16 protein-coding genes and 3 pseudogenes are annotated in these 16,188 nt (G+C 56.1%); 13 read left to right on the forward strand and 6 right to left on the reverse strand.

Going from position 1 to position 16,188, the window contains the following annotated elements; all coding sequences use genetic code 11:
• Positions 1-68: 68 nt before the first annotated feature.
• From D3D01_RS25010 to D3D01_RS14965, 7 genes and pseudogenes are all read left to right on the forward strand, one after another.
• Positions 69-226, forward strand: a pseudogene (locus tag D3D01_RS25010) (helix-turn-helix transcriptional regulator); the annotation flags it as partial.
• A 486-nt stretch (positions 227-712) separates the two neighbouring features.
• On the forward strand, positions 713-1,051 hold the full coding sequence (locus D3D01_RS14945; protein ID WP_121512715.1) for a hypothetical protein: 339 nt from the start codon (positions 713-715) through the stop codon (positions 1,049-1,051).
• A gap of 263 nt (positions 1,052-1,314) precedes the next feature.
• Positions 1,315-2,544, forward strand: coding sequence for a hypothetical protein (locus D3D01_RS14950; RefSeq protein WP_199725405.1), 1,230 nt, complete (start codon positions 1,315-1,317; stop codon positions 2,542-2,544).
• Positions 2,545-2,845: 301 nt separating this feature from the next.
• Positions 2,846-3,073 carry a hypothetical protein gene (locus tag D3D01_RS23425; protein WP_147439908.1) on the forward strand — a complete coding sequence of 76 codons (228 nt, stop codon included), beginning with the start codon at positions 2,846-2,848 and terminating at the stop codon, positions 3,071-3,073.
• Between the two features lie 492 nt (positions 3,074-3,565).
• Positions 3,566-4,501 carry an ABC transporter substrate-binding protein gene (locus D3D01_RS14955; protein WP_121512717.1) on the forward strand — a complete coding sequence of 312 codons (936 nt, stop codon included), beginning with the start codon at positions 3,566-3,568 and terminating at the stop codon, positions 4,499-4,501.
• A gap of 112 nt (positions 4,502-4,613) precedes the next feature.
• Positions 4,614-5,327: an ABC transporter permease gene (locus D3D01_RS14960; RefSeq protein ID WP_199725406.1), complete on the forward strand. Its 714-nt coding sequence runs from the start codon at positions 4,614-4,616 to the stop codon at positions 5,325-5,327.
• The gene (locus D3D01_RS14965) at positions 5,324-6,088 is read left to right on the forward strand and encodes an ABC transporter ATP-binding protein (RefSeq protein ID WP_121512719.1); all 765 of its coding nucleotides are present in this window, start codon (positions 5,324-5,326) and stop codon (positions 6,086-6,088) included. Before D3D01_RS14960 ends, D3D01_RS14965 begins: the two co-directional genes overlap by 4 nt.
• Before the next feature lie 532 nt (positions 6,089-6,620).
• Here the strand turns inward: D3D01_RS14965 and D3D01_RS14970 are convergent.
• Positions 6,621-7,124, reverse strand: coding sequence for an ERCC4 domain-containing protein (locus tag D3D01_RS14970; protein ID WP_121512720.1), 504 nt, complete (start codon positions 7,122-7,124; stop codon positions 6,621-6,623).
• 69 nt (positions 7,125-7,193) lie between these two features.
• Complete coding sequence (locus D3D01_RS14975) at positions 7,194-9,164, reverse strand: SWIM zinc finger domain-containing protein (RefSeq protein WP_121512721.1); 1,971 nt, start codon at positions 9,162-9,164, stop codon at positions 7,194-7,196.
• A 135-nt stretch (positions 9,165-9,299) separates the two neighbouring features.
• Between D3D01_RS14975 and D3D01_RS14980 the strand changes: the two genes are divergently transcribed.
• The 3 genes and pseudogenes from D3D01_RS14980 to D3D01_RS14990 all read left to right on the forward strand — a co-directional run bounded on the left by D3D01_RS14980 (position 9,300) and on the right by D3D01_RS14990 (position 12,488).
• The gene (locus D3D01_RS14980) at positions 9,300-10,712 is read left to right on the forward strand and encodes a DEAD/DEAH box helicase (RefSeq protein WP_121512722.1); all 1,413 of its coding nucleotides are present in this window, start codon (positions 9,300-9,302) and stop codon (positions 10,710-10,712) included.
• Positions 10,699-12,045: pseudogene (locus tag D3D01_RS14985) on the forward strand (DUF790 family protein). The gene D3D01_RS14980 and the pseudogene D3D01_RS14985 overlap by 14 nt, the downstream one beginning before the upstream one ends.
• Before the next feature lie 152 nt (positions 12,046-12,197).
• Positions 12,198-12,488 (forward strand): DUF433 domain-containing protein, encoded by a 291-nt coding sequence (locus D3D01_RS14990; RefSeq protein ID WP_121512723.1) that lies wholly within the window; start codon positions 12,198-12,200, stop codon positions 12,486-12,488.
• Here D3D01_RS14990 and D3D01_RS23730 read toward each other — a convergent pair.
• Entirely contained in the window at positions 12,465-12,617 is a 153-nt protein-coding gene (locus tag D3D01_RS23730; RefSeq protein WP_158600469.1) for a hypothetical protein, read from the reverse strand. The genes D3D01_RS14990 and D3D01_RS23730 overlap by 24 nt on opposite strands.
• 182 nt (positions 12,618-12,799) lie before the next feature.
• On the opposite strand from D3D01_RS23730, the gene D3D01_RS14995 reads away from it, so the two are divergent.
• The 3 genes from D3D01_RS14995 to D3D01_RS15005 are packed head-to-tail and all read left to right on the forward strand — an operon-like array spanning position 12,800 to position 14,194.
• Positions 12,800-13,198, forward strand: coding sequence for a hypothetical protein (locus D3D01_RS14995; protein WP_121512724.1), 399 nt, complete (start codon positions 12,800-12,802; stop codon positions 13,196-13,198).
• Positions 13,199-13,203: 5 nt separating this feature from the next.
• Positions 13,204-13,794: a hypothetical protein gene (locus tag D3D01_RS15000; protein ID WP_121512725.1), complete on the forward strand. Its 591-nt coding sequence runs from the start codon at positions 13,204-13,206 to the stop codon at positions 13,792-13,794.
• A 43-nt stretch (positions 13,795-13,837) separates the two neighbouring features.
• Positions 13,838-14,194, forward strand: coding sequence for a hypothetical protein (locus D3D01_RS15005; protein ID WP_121512726.1), 357 nt, complete (start codon positions 13,838-13,840; stop codon positions 14,192-14,194).
• 35 nt (positions 14,195-14,229) lie between these two features.
• Here the strand turns inward: D3D01_RS15005 and D3D01_RS15010 are convergent, their stop codons facing one another.
• From D3D01_RS15010 to D3D01_RS25015, 3 genes and pseudogenes are all read right to left on the reverse strand, one after another.
• The gene (locus D3D01_RS15010) at positions 14,230-14,598 is read right to left on the reverse strand and encodes a calcium-binding protein (protein WP_121512727.1); all 369 of its coding nucleotides are present in this window, start codon (positions 14,596-14,598) and stop codon (positions 14,230-14,232) included.
• Positions 14,595-15,374 carry a hypothetical protein gene (locus tag D3D01_RS15015; protein WP_121512728.1) on the reverse strand — a complete coding sequence of 260 codons (780 nt, stop codon included), beginning with the start codon at positions 15,372-15,374 and terminating at the stop codon, positions 14,595-14,597. Before D3D01_RS15015 ends, D3D01_RS15010 begins: the two co-directional genes overlap by 4 nt.
• A pseudogene (locus tag D3D01_RS25015) lies at positions 15,367-16,168 on the reverse strand (SWIM zinc finger domain-containing protein). Before D3D01_RS25015 ends, D3D01_RS15015 begins: the two are co-directional and overlap by 8 nt.
• Positions 16,169-16,188: the final 20 nt, after the last annotated feature.

Genomic DNA, 16,188 nt, shown 5'->3' on the forward strand with positions numbered 1-16,188 from the left:
CCATTCCTGACGGGTATGCTTCTTCTTGAGACGATCCGACGAAGGCTTTCGGACTGGTGTGGCATTGGGCGGTACTCGACCCTGACGGTGTCTTGCCACAGAGCGAGGTCGTCAAGCGGACAGAACTCTTGAAAGCAACTGTTAGTTGTACGCTCGACAGTCTGGAAGCCAAAATCTCGTTGAGCGCAAGCGCCGCGGAATAGGGAACACCGTACTGCTAACGTAGGCTGTCTGTCGCCGAGTATATCTGGTCAGGTCAAGCGGTGACAGTTCGGAAGCTGCGCTGTAGCGGTGGGTAGTGGAATAGCTACGCGTCAGTTGTCGTCACGATGTTATCGGTACGGTCACACGGCGGTCGGTGGTGGCGTTATCTGTAAGTGTTATGAACCCAACAATAGAGATCCGAATTGAACGAGATGATCCCTGCTAATAAGTCTTCTCAGCGACAAGGGCCGTCGACGAGCGTGTGTGTGTAGCACGAATCGGCTAATAGAGCGGCCTGCGCAGTCATCTGGCTGCGAGCGCAACGAAGCCTTCTGGAATAGTTGTCAGTGGCGGGCCACCGGGCTGAGAGCTATGGCGATGGTGCGGCGGATTTGATTCTCAGTGTGACTGTCTCACTATGAACGCTTAGCAAGAAATGGTCAGCCTGTCTGTGGCTGTTGTATACAGATTTCGTACCGTACTTGGTCCGGTAACTGTTACTTGATGTATGCGCACCGCCCTCCGGTACGCCATTTCAGCAGGCGTTGGACTGCTAATCACCGTTTTTGCAGTAGCGTTCGCCGCATCGGACCACTTGGTCATGCTTTCGCTTCTCCCACTGTACGGTGTGGTAACATCACTGATTTTGGCACATAAACAGCAGTGGCTCTCTCTTTCTCGTGGGCAGTCGAATCGGTCGGCGAGGAAACGCGGGGGTATTATCGGCGGCATTGGAGCATTTACTGGGTATTTGCTTCTCCAGGCATCAATCCCCGCCGGCCTCGCCGGGTACGGATTACTGCTTCTTGGGATGGCTGGGGCTATTGGCGACATGGACGAGGCCTGAGTCTGCTGTACTGACCGACTCGCCTGAACTACGCCTCCAAGATGGGCTGCTTTTCGCAGCCTACTACTGGGTCAGCTTGAGTGTGACGGGCCTGTCGTTTGGGCCGATTGAGACGCCGACAAGGTTGTATTTCGCCGCCACTGTTCGAAACACTTGCGAGTGATGTAACTGTCTTCCCGGCGAGCGTATTATTCGAAACAAGAACACAATCAGGCCGTGAAACCGTATTTTATATTCATCCAAGCAGTATCATATCCTAACAGATGTATCGGCTTACGAGAAAGCTATTCAGTTTGCGAGAGGTTGTGCGTGTAGTTGTTGTGGTGATACTAGTCACAGCGAGCGGCTGTAGTGCAATCGGGAGTTCATCCAGTGGGAGTGCGGAGCTACCATCAGAAGCTGAGGCAACAGAGCGCTACGCGTCGCTTGATACCGTCAACGCAACGGTAACGACAGTCCGAACCCGGAACGACAAAACAACAACAATCGTCACGCAAAAGCGAGAACGAGTTCGCTCATTTGCGTATTTTGAGCGGGTGATATCGGTTACTAAAGCGGAGGAAACAAGACCACCCCGGGTTGGTGAAGGCGGATTTATTATTGCAAACGGGTCAAGGCTTGTGTCCTATGACCCGGAGTCGAATGAGCTCCACCGAATGTCGTTCCAGACCACTGATAGCGCTACAGAGACGACGTATCCAGAGCTTCTCGCCGCGGCCAAAAGTAACCGCCCTGTCTCGCAGCCGACGTCGACCCCGGGCATTTCGCCCCTGCCAGTAGTGCCACGCGAAGACGAGTCCGGAGAAAACAGTTCATCTGCGTATCGTGGCGGGAACGTGACGGTCGTATATAATGGCACAGAAACGATTGCTGGGCGAGAAACCTATCGGTTAGAGATCGCGCCGGCCAATGAAGATATGTCGTTACGGTCACAGACGCTGTGGCTAGATACTGAGTTCCTGTTTCCGATCAAGCGCCAGACGTCGTTCGTTGCCAACGGTGATGACTACGAATACCTAGTCACGTATCGGAATGTAACGTTCAATCCGACGTTCGAGCCTGGAACGTTCCAGCTCGACCCGCAAGAGGTTCCGGATGATGCACAACAGGTCCAGTTCAATACGTACGAGTCACGAGCGGCGCTGGCCGACGCTGCGTCACTTCCAGTGCCGAACCCGAACATGCCGGCAGAATTCGAGTTAGACGTCGCGTCGCACCGCTCAACTGATCCAGAGGTAGCGATGCTCAGATATGAGTCTACGAGCACTGACACACACTACAGGATTGGAATTCTCAACGGGACACGGAACACGACTACAGGGACGCCCGTGCAAGTGGGTGAGTACGAAGCAAGGCAAACGCAGACAAACAGAACGGTCCGGATTAGTTGGTCGGTGAATCGCACCACCTATTATGTGAGCAGGTTCCCTGCCGACACGGCCGACGACAGCACGTTACTCCGTGTTGCACGCTCAGTTGCGAGGACTACATGACAGCCAATACCATCAGCCATGGTGCTCTGTCGGGCTTCTATTCTATTCACAATCCACAGCCAGCCGCTTGTATAGGACGGGGCACAGGTGTAGCTGAACGAGATACCGCTGAACGCGAGGTCAGAGGATCGTCGGTAACAGCAGTAACAGCTTTCCATAACTCGCGTGAAAAGCCCGTAGCTTTGAGGCCAACAGTTGTTCCGCACTGTGGGTTGAGTTGGTGCACGGCGTTCAAACAGTGTAGCCGGTGGCGCGTTTCTGGCTGATAAGATACATACTACTTGGAATCGAAGAGCGTCGCATGGGCAGTGTCGCGCGACAATTTTGGCTCATCGTTGTTCCCTCGCTGACTAGTCTTTCGACCATGGGCCTGCTCATTGTGCTTGCGCTCTTTCCAGACCGGCTGTTTACTATCAGCACTGCCGGGTACATCGCTACGGCTGCCGTTGCGTTCGTCTCACTCGGGATTCTCGTGTGGCAACTCAGCAGCAGTGATCCCCAGAATGCTATCGAGCGGCCAGAGGAGTAAGAGAAGCGGAGACACTCTGTCCACCGGCCGGTCGACGATTTCGCCACGGACCTGTTAAGATCGGTGGGCAGCCGATCGACCGCGTCTTTCTGCAGCGTACTTCGGCAACTGGACTGCGGTCCTGCGACGGAGCCCGTTAGTGGCGGGTCCCGCGAATACGCGAGTATATCGCCATCGCTGGTGGCTGATTTGCACTCAGCCGTGCCATAAGGTTCTGGGTGTATCTAGAGGGGTATCACCGCTGCCCACTCACAGAAATACGTCTACACTTGGTGTGGTTGTCTGTTATTCTCGGTTGGAAGGAAAGATTATATTAACTACTGTCCGTTCATTTTAGGCATGCCTAATTTAGGCCACCCTAATAATTCGAATCGGTCCGACGAGACACGTATCCAGAGTAGACGACGTTTCCTCACGGAAACCGGTGCAGCAGTCGGCGCAAGTACACTTACCGCCCTCTCTGGGTGTACGTCTCTGCTCAGTGGCAACTCCATGGACACCCTCAGCGTGGCATTCAAGCCACCGTTCCCGTTCCTCCAGTACCACGTAATGAAGCATCAGGGGTACTTTGAAGCGCTAGCTCCCGATATCGAGGCGACGAACTTCGCTAATGAGGGTCTCACCATCGTTTCAGCGTACTCTGACGGGGACATTGACCTCGCCTTCATGGGCATCACCCCTGCGATCAAGATGAAGAGTAAGGATGTCCCGGGGAAAGTCACAGCGGCCAATCACAAGAACGGGTTTGTCGTATTCGCTCACGAGGACTTTGCTGCTCTCTGGGATGAACACGGTGCCGACGCTTTCCGGGTCTTCCGTGAGGAAAACGGACGGAAATTCAAGTTCAGCACCTTCCCTAGGGGCAGTGTCGCGTTTATCCTTCTCCACTATTGGCTCCGCGAGGAACTCGAGCTCTCCCCGGACCTTGTTGACATTGAACCGATGGCGGGTGGTAGCCCCGTCAAACGCTCGCTGCTCTCTGGGAACGTCGATGGCACTGTCATTATGGAGCCCATCCCGACTGCGCTTGAACAGAGAGGCGCACCCTTCGAGCGCATTACGTGGGCTGGCTCATTCATGTCCGGCCAGCCTGGCGGCATCATGTTCATGCACGACCGCCTCTGGAACGATCACCCGGACATCGCGAAGTCTGTTATTACCCAACATTCGCGTGCTACTGAAACCATCCAGGAACAGCCGGCCGTCGCTGCGAAGGCTGTGAGTAAGGCCAAAGGCGACAAACTCCCGACGAAGATTGCCCGGAAAGCCCTCACGTCGAAGGCCTCGAACTACATCAGCGACCCGGCACAGATTACAGAGAGTACGCAGCTTTTCGCTGCGCAGATGGAGGACCTCGGCCAGATCAATAGCGGAGTGTCTACCGACGAAATCTTCGAGCAGTCACTCTACGACGACATCGCCGAATAGGATGGCCACAGAATTTGACCCAGTAGCGGACTCATCCGGCATCCGCTCCCAGCCGACAACCACGACTGCGTTCGGCCGAGAATGGAATCTGACACGTCTGTGGTATGGATTCGTGGGAGCGGCTGGATTTCTGGCAGTCTGGTGGGCAGGGGGTCGTGAAGTTCCGTCGTACCTGTTGCCGACACCCAGTGAGGTGGCGGGCGCACTGTGGACCGAGCTGGTTAGAGGCGAATTACTTGTTCATCTCGGAGAGAGTCTCCTCCACTACGTTCCCGGTGTCGCCGGTGGCGTTGTGGCTGGCGGTTTACTTGGCATCGGCATGGGCTGGAGTCTGGTCATTGACGCCGTCCTCACACCCATCGTGCGGGTGCTCCGGCCGATTCCACCATTGGCGTGGATCGTGTTCGCCATCATCTGGCTTGGACTCGGTCACACCGGTGCGGCCTTTATTGTGTTCATCGGTGCATTTTGGATTACGTTCTATAATGCGTACGAGGGGGTCGAGAACGCCTCGAACGAGCTAGTCGAGGTCGCTACGACACTGGGTGTCGATAGCAATCGTCGGCTGCTGTGGCGGGTCGTCGTCCCAGATGCATTACCGGGGATTCTGACCGGAGTCCGTACGAGCGTTGGCCAGTGCTGGATGATGGTGATCGCAGCCGAATTGTTCGGTGCGCCCGGTGTCGGATACGAAATTATTACGAGCGCGAACAACCTCGCGATGGCGCGTAGCATCGCGTATATGCTGGTGATTAGTGTGGTGTTTCTGCTCAGCGACTGGGCCGTCCGGCGAGTTCGTGCCCACCTCCTCGACTGGCAACAATGAGAGACAGTACGGATACCGAAATCGCCATCCGCGGGGTCTCCAAGCAATACGAAAGGGAAGGCAGAGTTACGACAGCCCTCCGTGACGTGTCGCTGCGTGTCTCATCTGGCGAGTTCGTCACCGTGGTTGGCCCGTCAGGCTGCGGGAAGACCACACTTCTCAGGCTTGTAAGTGGACTGGAGCCACCAACAGACGGTGATATCACAGTTTCGGGGAAGCCGGTTCAAGGCCCTGACCCGAATCGGGGAACGGTGTTTCAGGAGTACCACCTGTTTCCGTGGCTGACAGTCCGAGAAAACGTCGCCTTCGGATTAGTAGAGCGGGGAGTGCCGGCTGCTGAGCGGCAGGAGCGAGTCCGAGAAATGCTAGCTATTATTGGATTGTCTGAGTTTGCTGATGCATACCCGAAGGAACTCTCAGGCGGTATGAAACAGCGCGTCGGTCTTGCGCGCGCACTCGCTGTGGACCCAGCTATCCTCTTGTTGGACGAGCCGTTTGGCAGCGTGGATATGCAGACACGCCGACAACTCCAACGCGAACTGCTCGACATCTGGCGTGGCACCGATAAAACCGTATTATTCGTAACCCATGACATTGAAGAGGCCGTTGCGCTCTCGGACAGGATTGTCATCATGTCCGGCACGCCGGGGCGCGTTCGAGCAACGGTTTCAGTGGCGGAATCTCGGCCTCGCAACCGCAGTGCGCAGTGGTTCGTTGACCTAGTGGAAACACTGTTCGAGCAAATTGAATCGCATACGTAGTTACTGACTGCGCCTTCTGCAGATGTCACAGTGGGGTTGGTAAACTCCCTGCTGACTGACCGTCTCAGTATCGCTGTATCATATCTCGGCGCCTCTCCCCGCTGGGACGATGTGTCTGCCCGGACCAGCGATGAGTAGTGCGCAGAACGATGCGATCTAATGTAGTTTGTCTGTCGCTGACGATACCACTCGACTAGTTCGGTTTGCGCTACACCGTTGGAGGACTGCTAAGAGCCGTTGTGTTGGCTCTAGCACTATACCCTAAAGCCCAAGACGACATTGTCTTGGTGCATATCCGCTCTAATTTCAATATCTCAGAAAACGGATAGTGAAATCGCACCGTCGACTGATCGACTTTGAATCAGAATAACGGAATCGACCACAATACCCGTGACCACGTCACCCGGGTCCGGACGCACCAACACTCGGCGACGATACATCACATCCGGAGGAATGGCGTGACGTGCTTTCGATGCTCCTCGGCGAGATTGAGGAGCGGCAACACGTCTTCTGGACTGAATAAGGGTCAGAGTCACTCGCGCCGCCGTATGAGATTGTGGTGGACAAGGAGGAGTAACGCACATCGTTCGGCTCGCTGTCGAGACTCGAGAAAATGGAACGCCACGTTGTAGTGGCGGACCCACGTCGAGAGAGTGCCTACGATCTGGTTCGGATGGATATCCCGCCAAGCCATGCAACCGCGATTGCGAAGGAGGGTTTGCCAAGAGGTCTCTACGACAACCGCAATGGGCCGTGACCACTCGTCGGCCCGCCGCAACTCGGCAGTAAATCGGTCCCGTTCCCAGGTGAGCGATGTGAGGAAATCGTGGCCGGACTTGCGTTCGACTGCGAACCGTGGGTAGTAGGTGTCCGCTTCCGGGTCGTGAGTACAGTCAGCCGGGATGGCGTAGTCCCCGGTCGAGAGCGTCACGTCACGCGTCTCGACTGCACACTCGTCGAACGTCCACGGTTGCTGTTCGCGCGTGTCTCGCAGTACTGTGGTGGGAAATCCATTCTCATTGTGTGTCTCATCCATCTCTCGCGCATCTGGTTCCGGTATCGGAAATAAACCCTCGTAGCGCGGTGGCCCGATGCAAGGGGCATATCAGAATCCAGCTTTCTCCAGTTCGTCCAAGAACGCCGGGCGGTTCGAGTGCTTGTCTTTCAGGAAATCGACGAACTCCTCGAATCGCGCTTCGGGGACCAATCCTTGCATCTCTTCTAGGTGGTCGGCGATGTCTCGGTAGTGGCGTCGCCCCGTGTCGTTGGCGGCAAACGGGACGAGCAGTTCCCGGTAGAGCTCGAAGTATCCGACCGGATCAACGGTTGCAACTGAATCTCGATACTTACGAATCAATGAGAGATTCTCGCTGTCTTTCAGTTCGGAAAACGCCTTTTCGAAGTCGCCATCGTGGACGTACAGGTTGACGAGGGTCTTCCGGTCGTCCCGTTGGAAATGCTGTTCGAACTCCTCGTACATCGACTGCCACTCGTGTTCACTACAGGTCGATTTCAGTTCATCATACGCGTCCCACTCCGTGTGGTCGAGAAACAGGTGTTTCAGTGTCTTCCGGTACGCCTCTGGGTCACGTTCTTTGTAGAGGTCAGTCACGAGACAGCGAAGGTCACGGGGCGACCGAAAGGTGTGGATGCCGTCTTCGAGCACCTCGATTGCGCGGGCTTGCTCACCACCTTCGATTAACCGCTGGGCGTATTGTTTGCAGAAGCGGATGTGTTCGAGGTATATATCATCATAAAGGTTCGTCAGTGCGTCTTCTCTGTCGAGTTGCTCAAGCAGGTAGATGTATGCCGAGAGGACACGCCGTGTGCGAAATGATGCGGATATCCCCGTTTCGGCGGCACCCGAGTCAGCCGGTTCGACATCGACAGTGTGTTGTTCGACGGTTGTAGGTTCGTCAATACGCAGTTCCTCGAAGGCATCACCGACGAAGTAGTCGAACTCGAGTGTGCCAACTTCCAAGTGTTCGATATCGAGTGCGCCACCGGTGAAATCGTCCGTGGTGAGCGGCCCATCGGTGAAATCAGAGGCACAGAGTACATTGTCCGTTCGTTCAGAGTGATCCGTTGGGTCATCGCTGCTTGTGTGTTCGCTCAAGTCGTTACCACTGGTCTCGGTTTCGGGCGAGTCTCCAGCGGCTACTACATCATGGCTAATACCTGAAATCCGCTCATCGAGTAATTGTAGCCAGTATTTGAGGTCCGCATCCGCTGTACAGAGTGTTCGCAGTGCATCATCGTAGGAGTCGCTGGCGAAGCCGTGGTCTGCATCGAGGAACTCGTCACAGAGATACTCGATGTGCGGTTGCTTTCGCTCGTGGCTGAGGTCGTGTTCTGCGACCGTTTCTGCATACGACTCAATAGCACGTTCTACCTCATGGCCGTAGTACCCGGTGCTGCCGTCAATTCGGTTCATATTCTCGCGTATCGCCTCGGCAATCGCTCGATAGATGTCTGTCACCGTATCGACGTGACTCCGCTCTCGGTGTGTTTCGGCGAGATCAAAATACGGCGAGAAGTCGATATGCGTATCGTATTCGACCATCCCTCGCCGACCGACAGCGTCATCGAACAGTCGGTCAAGTTCCTGCTTGTAGTCGTAGACGGTCTTGCCCGTGTCTTCTCCAACGAATGCGACAAAGCGGTCGCGGAGATCGCCGTCGTCCGCGAGGATATCCAGCAGAAACTCTCGGAGATCGTCGGCAGTGGTCTGTTCGACCAGTGATTCGAGGTCAACTGTCGCCGGGAGTGACTCGCTTGATTCGGGATCGGTTTCGTGTACTGTGTCGGTATCTCGGTCATCAACCGCCAGCAGGACCGCGACGATATGCTTGCAGTCCCCAGCGTGATCATACGGGCAACTGCAATGGGTTCGGATGGTATCGTCCACGATATCGATGGCGACATCATAGTAGTTGGAGCCTCTGACAGTTGCTCGTATCTCTCCACCGTCAATCTCGACTTCTTGGACCCGATCTTGGCGGTAGTAGTTGCGACCACGCTCAAAGGACTGCTCGGTACAGAGCGACCGAATCGCTTCGCGGGTCGGGTACTCCATGTGTTGGATGTGACTACTGGTGTGGTAACTGAAAACGTGGCGTTGCGCTGTCGCTGATGAGCGTAGGCCGTATCTCTGTTACCCAGAGGACCCCGACAGATTGAATCGTCCGACACTCATGCGTTCAGGTACCGAATGCGGCTCGAATTTGACGAGGGGACGCTCCTGCTGGAGAACGCACCTGAAACAGTTCCTCATACCGAGTGGGACGACCGTGTCGACGCGTCCCGGACACAAGCCTACCGATACCGGGCGCTTCTCGACTGGGCCGGCCAGTGGGCTGAGAGCGACGGTCAGGCCACACTCCAAGATGGCTTCAGCCACGACGTTGTAGACGCGGCGCGAGCCTATTCCGACCTCGCTCTGACACCCACACTCCAGATCGAACCGCGTGACTATCAGGAGGCAGCGCTTGAGGCGTGGCGGACTCACGACCGCCAGGGTACCGTTATCCTCCCAACCGGCAGCGGGAAGACCTTCCTCGGGCTGCAGGCCATCGCCGACGCTGGCGTCAGTGCGCTCGTCGTCACACCGACGATCGATCTGATGAACCAGTGGCACGCCACGCTGACGAATGCCTTCGGTGACCAACTTACAGAAGGAATCGGTGTCCTCGGCGGCGGGAGCCACGAGATTGCTGCCCTGACCGTGACCACCTACGACAGTGCCTACCGCTACATCGACGAATATGGCGACCGGTTTGGCCTTCTCATCACCGATGAGACCCACCATCTGGCGGCCGAAACCTACCTGCAAATCCCCGAAATGACGATTGCCCCGTACCGACTCGGTCTCACTGCAACCTACGAGCGCGCTGACGGCCGTGAAGAATTGCTTGAAGACCGCATGGGGCCGGTCGTCTACGAAGAAGCCGTCGACAATCTCGCCGGGGAATTCCTGAGCGAGTACGAAACCATCCAGATGTCAGTCGAACTCACCAGCGAGGAACGGGCTGAGTACGACGATGAGTACCAGCTGTACAGAGACTACGTCGACAATCATGATTTCGACCTCTGGAAAGAACAGGGCTATGCGGAGTTTCTCAAACGCACGTCCTACGACCCCCAGGGCCGCCGCGCCCTTATCGCCAAGCAACGCGCGGAACGCATCGCTCGCACGGCGACAAAGAAACTCGACACGCTCGACAATCTCCTCAAACGGCACCACGATGACCGCGTCATCGTCTTCACCGCGAACAACGACTTTGCCTACGATATCTCTCGGGAGTTCATCCTCCCTTGTATCACACATCAGACCGACACTGACGAACGCACCGAGATTCTCGAACGGTTCCGGGCAGGGGAGTACTCCATGCTCGCCACCTCCCAAGTCCTTGACGAGGGCATCGATGTTCCCGCGGCCAACGTCGGTATCATCCTCTCTGGCAGTGCTTCGAAACGACAGTATGCCCAACGACTGGGCCGCATTCTCCGACCGACCGATGACCGCCAGCCAGCCCGCCTCTACGAGATTATTACGACCGACACGATGGAGACATACGTTTCCCAGCGACGCCGCGATGGGGTGAGTAGCAGTGCTGACGGCTGACCTCGCACGCTCGCGCACACGTGATGGAGAAGTTCGCCCGCTGTTCATCGACATCTCCGATGAGCGGTATCGGTCGACTGCCGCCACTCTCATTGATATCTTTGAGAACCACTTTGGCGAACCAAAGGGGGATCTTGAGGCTGCCATCGACGACCTAACCGTCGACAATACCGACTACAAAATCGTCCACGGACTGGCGAAGCTACTGAAAGACGAATGTGAGTTCGAGCAACAGGCCGCTGTCGATCCTCATGAGATCCGTCAGCGACTATTCAAGGGCGCAAATGAGCAGTATCCAATCGTTCGCCAACCCACACTCGGGGAAGACACACAGAAACTCGAAGTGTACAGTGCCGTCGCTGACGAACTCGGTATCTCTCTCGAAGAGTGCTACCGGGGGATGTACGCGGATCTGGATGATAACAAGCTCCTGGTTCGATTCGGCGACCAGACTGTTGACGACTACGACGCTGCTGAGACCACGTCAACAACGAAGCTGACGGGCAACAGCAAGCAGGCGTACGACCAGACCGCCCGGACAGTCGACTGGCTACTTGCCCGCTACAATTTAGCGCTGGCCCAAGCCGTCCTCTACGACGCGTCAAAGATGCGGATTCGGGTCTGGGACCACTTCGGGACAGTGTTCAGCTACATGAAGCTGTTCGGGTTGATGCACCGGATCTATCCCATCGATGGCGAGGGTAATCGGGTTTCGCGTACCGACCTTGCCACAGGATACGAGGCCGAACTTGACGGCCCAGCCTCGCTGTTTCGGAAGTCCCAGAAGTACGGCATTCGGATGGCAAACTTCCTCCCTGCGTTGCCGCTGTGTGACCGCTGGGAGATGCGTGCAGAGATTCTGGACGACGATACGGCCAGCGGCAGCAACCGCCTCACGCTCGACCACACCGACGGGCTCGTCTCACAGTACAGCACTGGCCAGCAGTTCGATAGCGACATCGAACGCACACTCGCCCGGAAGTGGGAGCGAGCGAACACTGACTGGACCCTTCAGCGCGAGGCCGATGTCTTCGACCTCGGCGCATAGGTGATGATTCCGGATTTCGCCGTCAAACACCCCGATGGCAGACGGGCGATCATCGAGATTGTGGGCTTCTGGACCCCGGAGTATTTGCAGTCGAAACTGGCAAAGATTCGGCAGGTCGATGCCGATAATTTCGTATTAGCGGTTTCGGAGCGACTGGATTGTGCCGACGAGGACTTCGGGGATACGGCGGAGCGCGTCCTGTGGTTCAAAAGCGGGATTCATGTCTACGACGTGGTCGAACTGGCCGAGGCGTACGCATCGAACCCCGAGACAGACCAAAATTAAGCGCACGAAGCGTGTCACAGACACAGTCACGGCCGATTTACCGCGGTGCTTTCGGGTCTGACTGGCAATCCCCACTCGAAGTCGGAATCAGAAGAGCGGCGTACGCTCGCTTCGGCGAGGTTTCGAGACCTAAGGGAGCCTATCTGTACTCAATGGCGACCCAGCAGTATCGAATCGACTCTGCCGAGGATTCGGAGATTCATGGGAAGCTCCACATAGAGGGGAGCCGCATCACTGTCCGAGATGTACACGTACGCGTCGAACAGCGCGGACTCGCTCCTGACCGAGTCGCCGAGCGATACAACTTGGATATCGCGGATATCTACGAGGCGCTGGCGTTCTATCACAACACTCCCGAGGAGATGCGACGGGTCGAGAGGCGCCACGAGCGAGCGGCTGGCGAAGCCAGAGAGCGGTCGTCACTCACGCCACCCGATATCTGAGCGATCGCGTATCGACGCATCCTCGACGAGAACGTCGATCACGAGGTGTTTCATCGGCTTGAGAACTATGGTCACGACGTTGAGCATGTCGATTTCGTGCCTGAAATCGGGAAAGGGACTGCCGACCATCCGATCGCGCAGTATTCACTCGGTACTGACCGATTCGGGGTGCCGTTTTCTGGTAGTGCAATCCGTGCGAGATACGCGCTATCCATCTTGCACAGCCCTATCTACCAATGCCGAGACACACCAGCGTCAGTTGAACCGTAGTAGCATTGATTAGCCGAGAGTGTGTTCAAGCCCGCAACTCCATGATTTCAAGTCTCCCAAACCGACCGCTCTACGAGCCAGAAGCTGACACACTTACTGAAGAAGGGCCCATTGATCTGGTCGCTCCAGGGTCTCCTGAGAGCGTTCAAGAAGATGAGGAAGGCACGCAGCGGATACATGGCCTGCTGATCTTCATAGATGAGACTGTCGCTGCTCTCGCCTACACTGACGAAGAGCATGGCTGGACCCTCATCGCCAAAGAGACTGACGAGAACGACGATGCTTACGAACTCGCGCATGATCAGCTTCTTGAGTACCGTGGATATGACGGGTTAGACCGCAAAGAGGCACTGAAACGAGCTGTAATAAAACTCTACGGCCTTCCCGAGGAAGCGATTGAGGCCAATCTCGAGGAACTTGCATCCCTGGGTGAGGAGTAATACCTATGGTAGACCTCCCATCAAACGACGAGTGGCCCAACGGCTGGCGGTACAGTGAAAAGCGAGGCGACTATTTCGTCCTCACCTACGACCTACACGAACACCACGTCCTGAAGACTGGCGTTGACGGCTGGAAGGTCGAATACAAGCACAACGGCAAGCCCAATGGAAGTCTGTCTGCCCGTACATCGCCAGAAAATGGGTTTGAGGTACTGAAGCGGGACCTCTACAACAACTTCCTCGCCTCCGAGGACAAGCCACACGACATGAGCGATGTCTACAACCAGACACTCCCGACGTATGCCGCCGTTTTCGTCGAGTGTGTTCCAGACGCTGATCTCCAACCAGTAACGGGCGATCGTCGTGTCAGCAACTATCAGGAACTACCCGACTACGAGTTCATTGTCAGGGAATACGGAAACGGCTGGGAGCGACTCGACGCGCGGACTGTCGAGAGTGTCGACAAGCTAGAGGAGCATGTCCGAGAGATGAACCTACCGAATGATGGGCCAATTCCTGAGGTCGAGACGAGGGCTCCGATTGAATTGGACCACTTCGCCCCTGAGGAAGATGAGGACAAGCCAACTCGTGGATGAGCCAACCCAGAACTATCACAGTCCCGAACGAGAGACACCTCATATGGTCAAAGGCCTCCCTGACCGGTCACTCTCCTATCCCGAGGTAGAATCGCTCAATCAGTCAAATGCTATCGGCTTCGTCTTTCCTGCTACACCCCAGAGTATCCAAGATGAAGGGGACAACAAGCCCCGTGTGTATGACTTGTTGATCACCTCAGGGGAGACAGTCTCCGCACTGGCCTACGACGAGGACGAAGGGTGGAAAATCATTACCGAGACCTCTCCTGATCGTCCGAAAGAAGCAGCCGTCAACGACGTGATTGCGTACCGAGGCTACGACATCAAAGACGAGGAGCAGGTACTACAGTTCGTGACCGAGCTCTACGGAGCGATGGATGAGTTGAACGAGACAGAGTAGGTGCCGGTCAATACCCTGTGAGACACCCTGTATGTCTAGCCCAACCGACCACTGTTGCCGTTCCAGTAGTGCCAGTTGTCAATCGCTTGTCTGGTATCACTGTCAACGTCGAGTACTTCGAGCTGTGACAGTGGCACGCCAAACTCCCGGTCCATCCACTCCACGAGGACGAACATCTCCCGGTTGCTGACTACTTTATCGGTCATTCCAACGACCGGTACTTCTTCCTCCTCTCGCAGTGGCGAAATCGTTCGTTCCTCGATACAGCGGGCTTGGAATGGGAAAGACATCTCACGTTCGAGATGGTAGCACCAACTGATAGCCATCTCATCCGCGTTGTAGGCGTCGGTGAGTATCTCCCTCCGGATACGTTTGCTTCGCTCTTCATCCGTTTCCTCCGTTATGGTCGCTTCTCCCTGACAATTGCGGCCGTATCAGTCGACGTGATCACGTTATCGGTCTCAAGAAATTCATCGATCTCCGCAGGCTCGTAGACCTCTTTCACGATACAGTAGTAGTGCGACGGCGTGCCGAAATCATAGACCAAACTGAGTCTGTCGCCATCCCAGAGTGTCGCACGCTCTGCGACATCTGCAGTCGTCATCTCACTTGCTCTGGTGTACGACCGGTCGCCTGCTTCCTCGTACTGGTGGTCGGGAAGCACGTTGAGACTGGACTCCAGATACTCGTCTTCGAGTCCGTACATCCGGAGGTGGAAATCATCGAGTGTTGTGAACCGACAGACGAGTCTGTCCAGCTCTGCCACTGTCGTCTTCGGCTTGACAACGATATCGTACCACTCGTCTCGCGCACGGCCTTTCTGCTTCCATCGGAGTCGATAGCCGACAGTGCCAATCTGCTCGGATATGTCGTCGTCAGCTTCGTTCTGTTCGTTCCCGACTGCCTCCCGCGTGTTCGACCAGCAATACGAGCAAATCTCGTCCGGTGTATCCCTGTCAAAGCCATCTTTATCGATATCGTGGTGGGCAAGAAACTCCGATACTGCGACATGCTGCGGGCGCGGATGCCGGTTACCGTGACTACACATCACCTCCCCAGGACCACCGATACCGAACGAAAAGCGAGAGTTGCTCCCGTCTTGATCGGCATCCATATCAATGATATGTACCACTGTTCCGCTCCCAATTTCGATGACGAACCGGTCTGTTGGCTCACTCATCGTATCGCTCCTCAAGGTCATCGATTGCACGCCAGAACTGTTCGCTGTTGAGTGCCAGATCTGTCGTTGTCCGCGCTTCCAGCACACCAGCATACGTGTCGAATTCCTCCGGAGTTGGGTCAGTCGCAAGGATGCAGTCGGCGTAGCCGTCGATAGCTTTCTGGATGGTTTTGGCGTAGTGGTCGTATGCCCCTTCGACCCACTTGTACTTCTCATCGACTTCTTCGAAAACGGCCCGATAGACTGTCGCCGCGGCCAGATACCGGTCTCGATTACGGTACTGTTCAGCAATCTCGAAAAACCGAGAGAAGTCAATCGCGTCGTACACGCCGGGGTCAGCGTGCTGTTCGAACAGTTGGGCGATTTCCTCACGGTACTCCTCGACTGACTTGTGGTCGTCGCCGAACTGTGCCGAGAAACTGCTCGCGTAACTCTGCGTGTTCGGCGAGTGCGTCACGGACGAAGCCACGCAAACCGTCGGCTGACACGTCGTTGAGAACTGCCGTAACGCGCTTGCTCTCGTCTGCTGGGGGGCCGGCGGCGATATCCAGTAACACTGCGATGACGTGTTTGCAGTCGCCACCACCGTCGTATGGACAGGTGCACTTCGTGTCGAGGCTTCGCTCACCGAACGTGATCGTCACGTCGTACAGTTTCGACCCGCTGACGGCCGCGGTCACGAGGTCGTCGAACCGGTCAAGCTGTTGAATGCGTCCCTCTTTGCGGTACGTTTCGCCCCGCTCGAACACGGCGTCCGTGCTCCGATTCCGGATGATTTCCTCGTCGACGTTCATGTCCCATCGTTCACAGTCGG

The organism is Haloarcula sp. Atlit-7R, assembly GCF_003666065.1.
Lineage (GTDB): Archaea > Halobacteriota > Halobacteria > Halobacteriales > Haloarculaceae > Haloarcula > Haloarcula taiwanensis.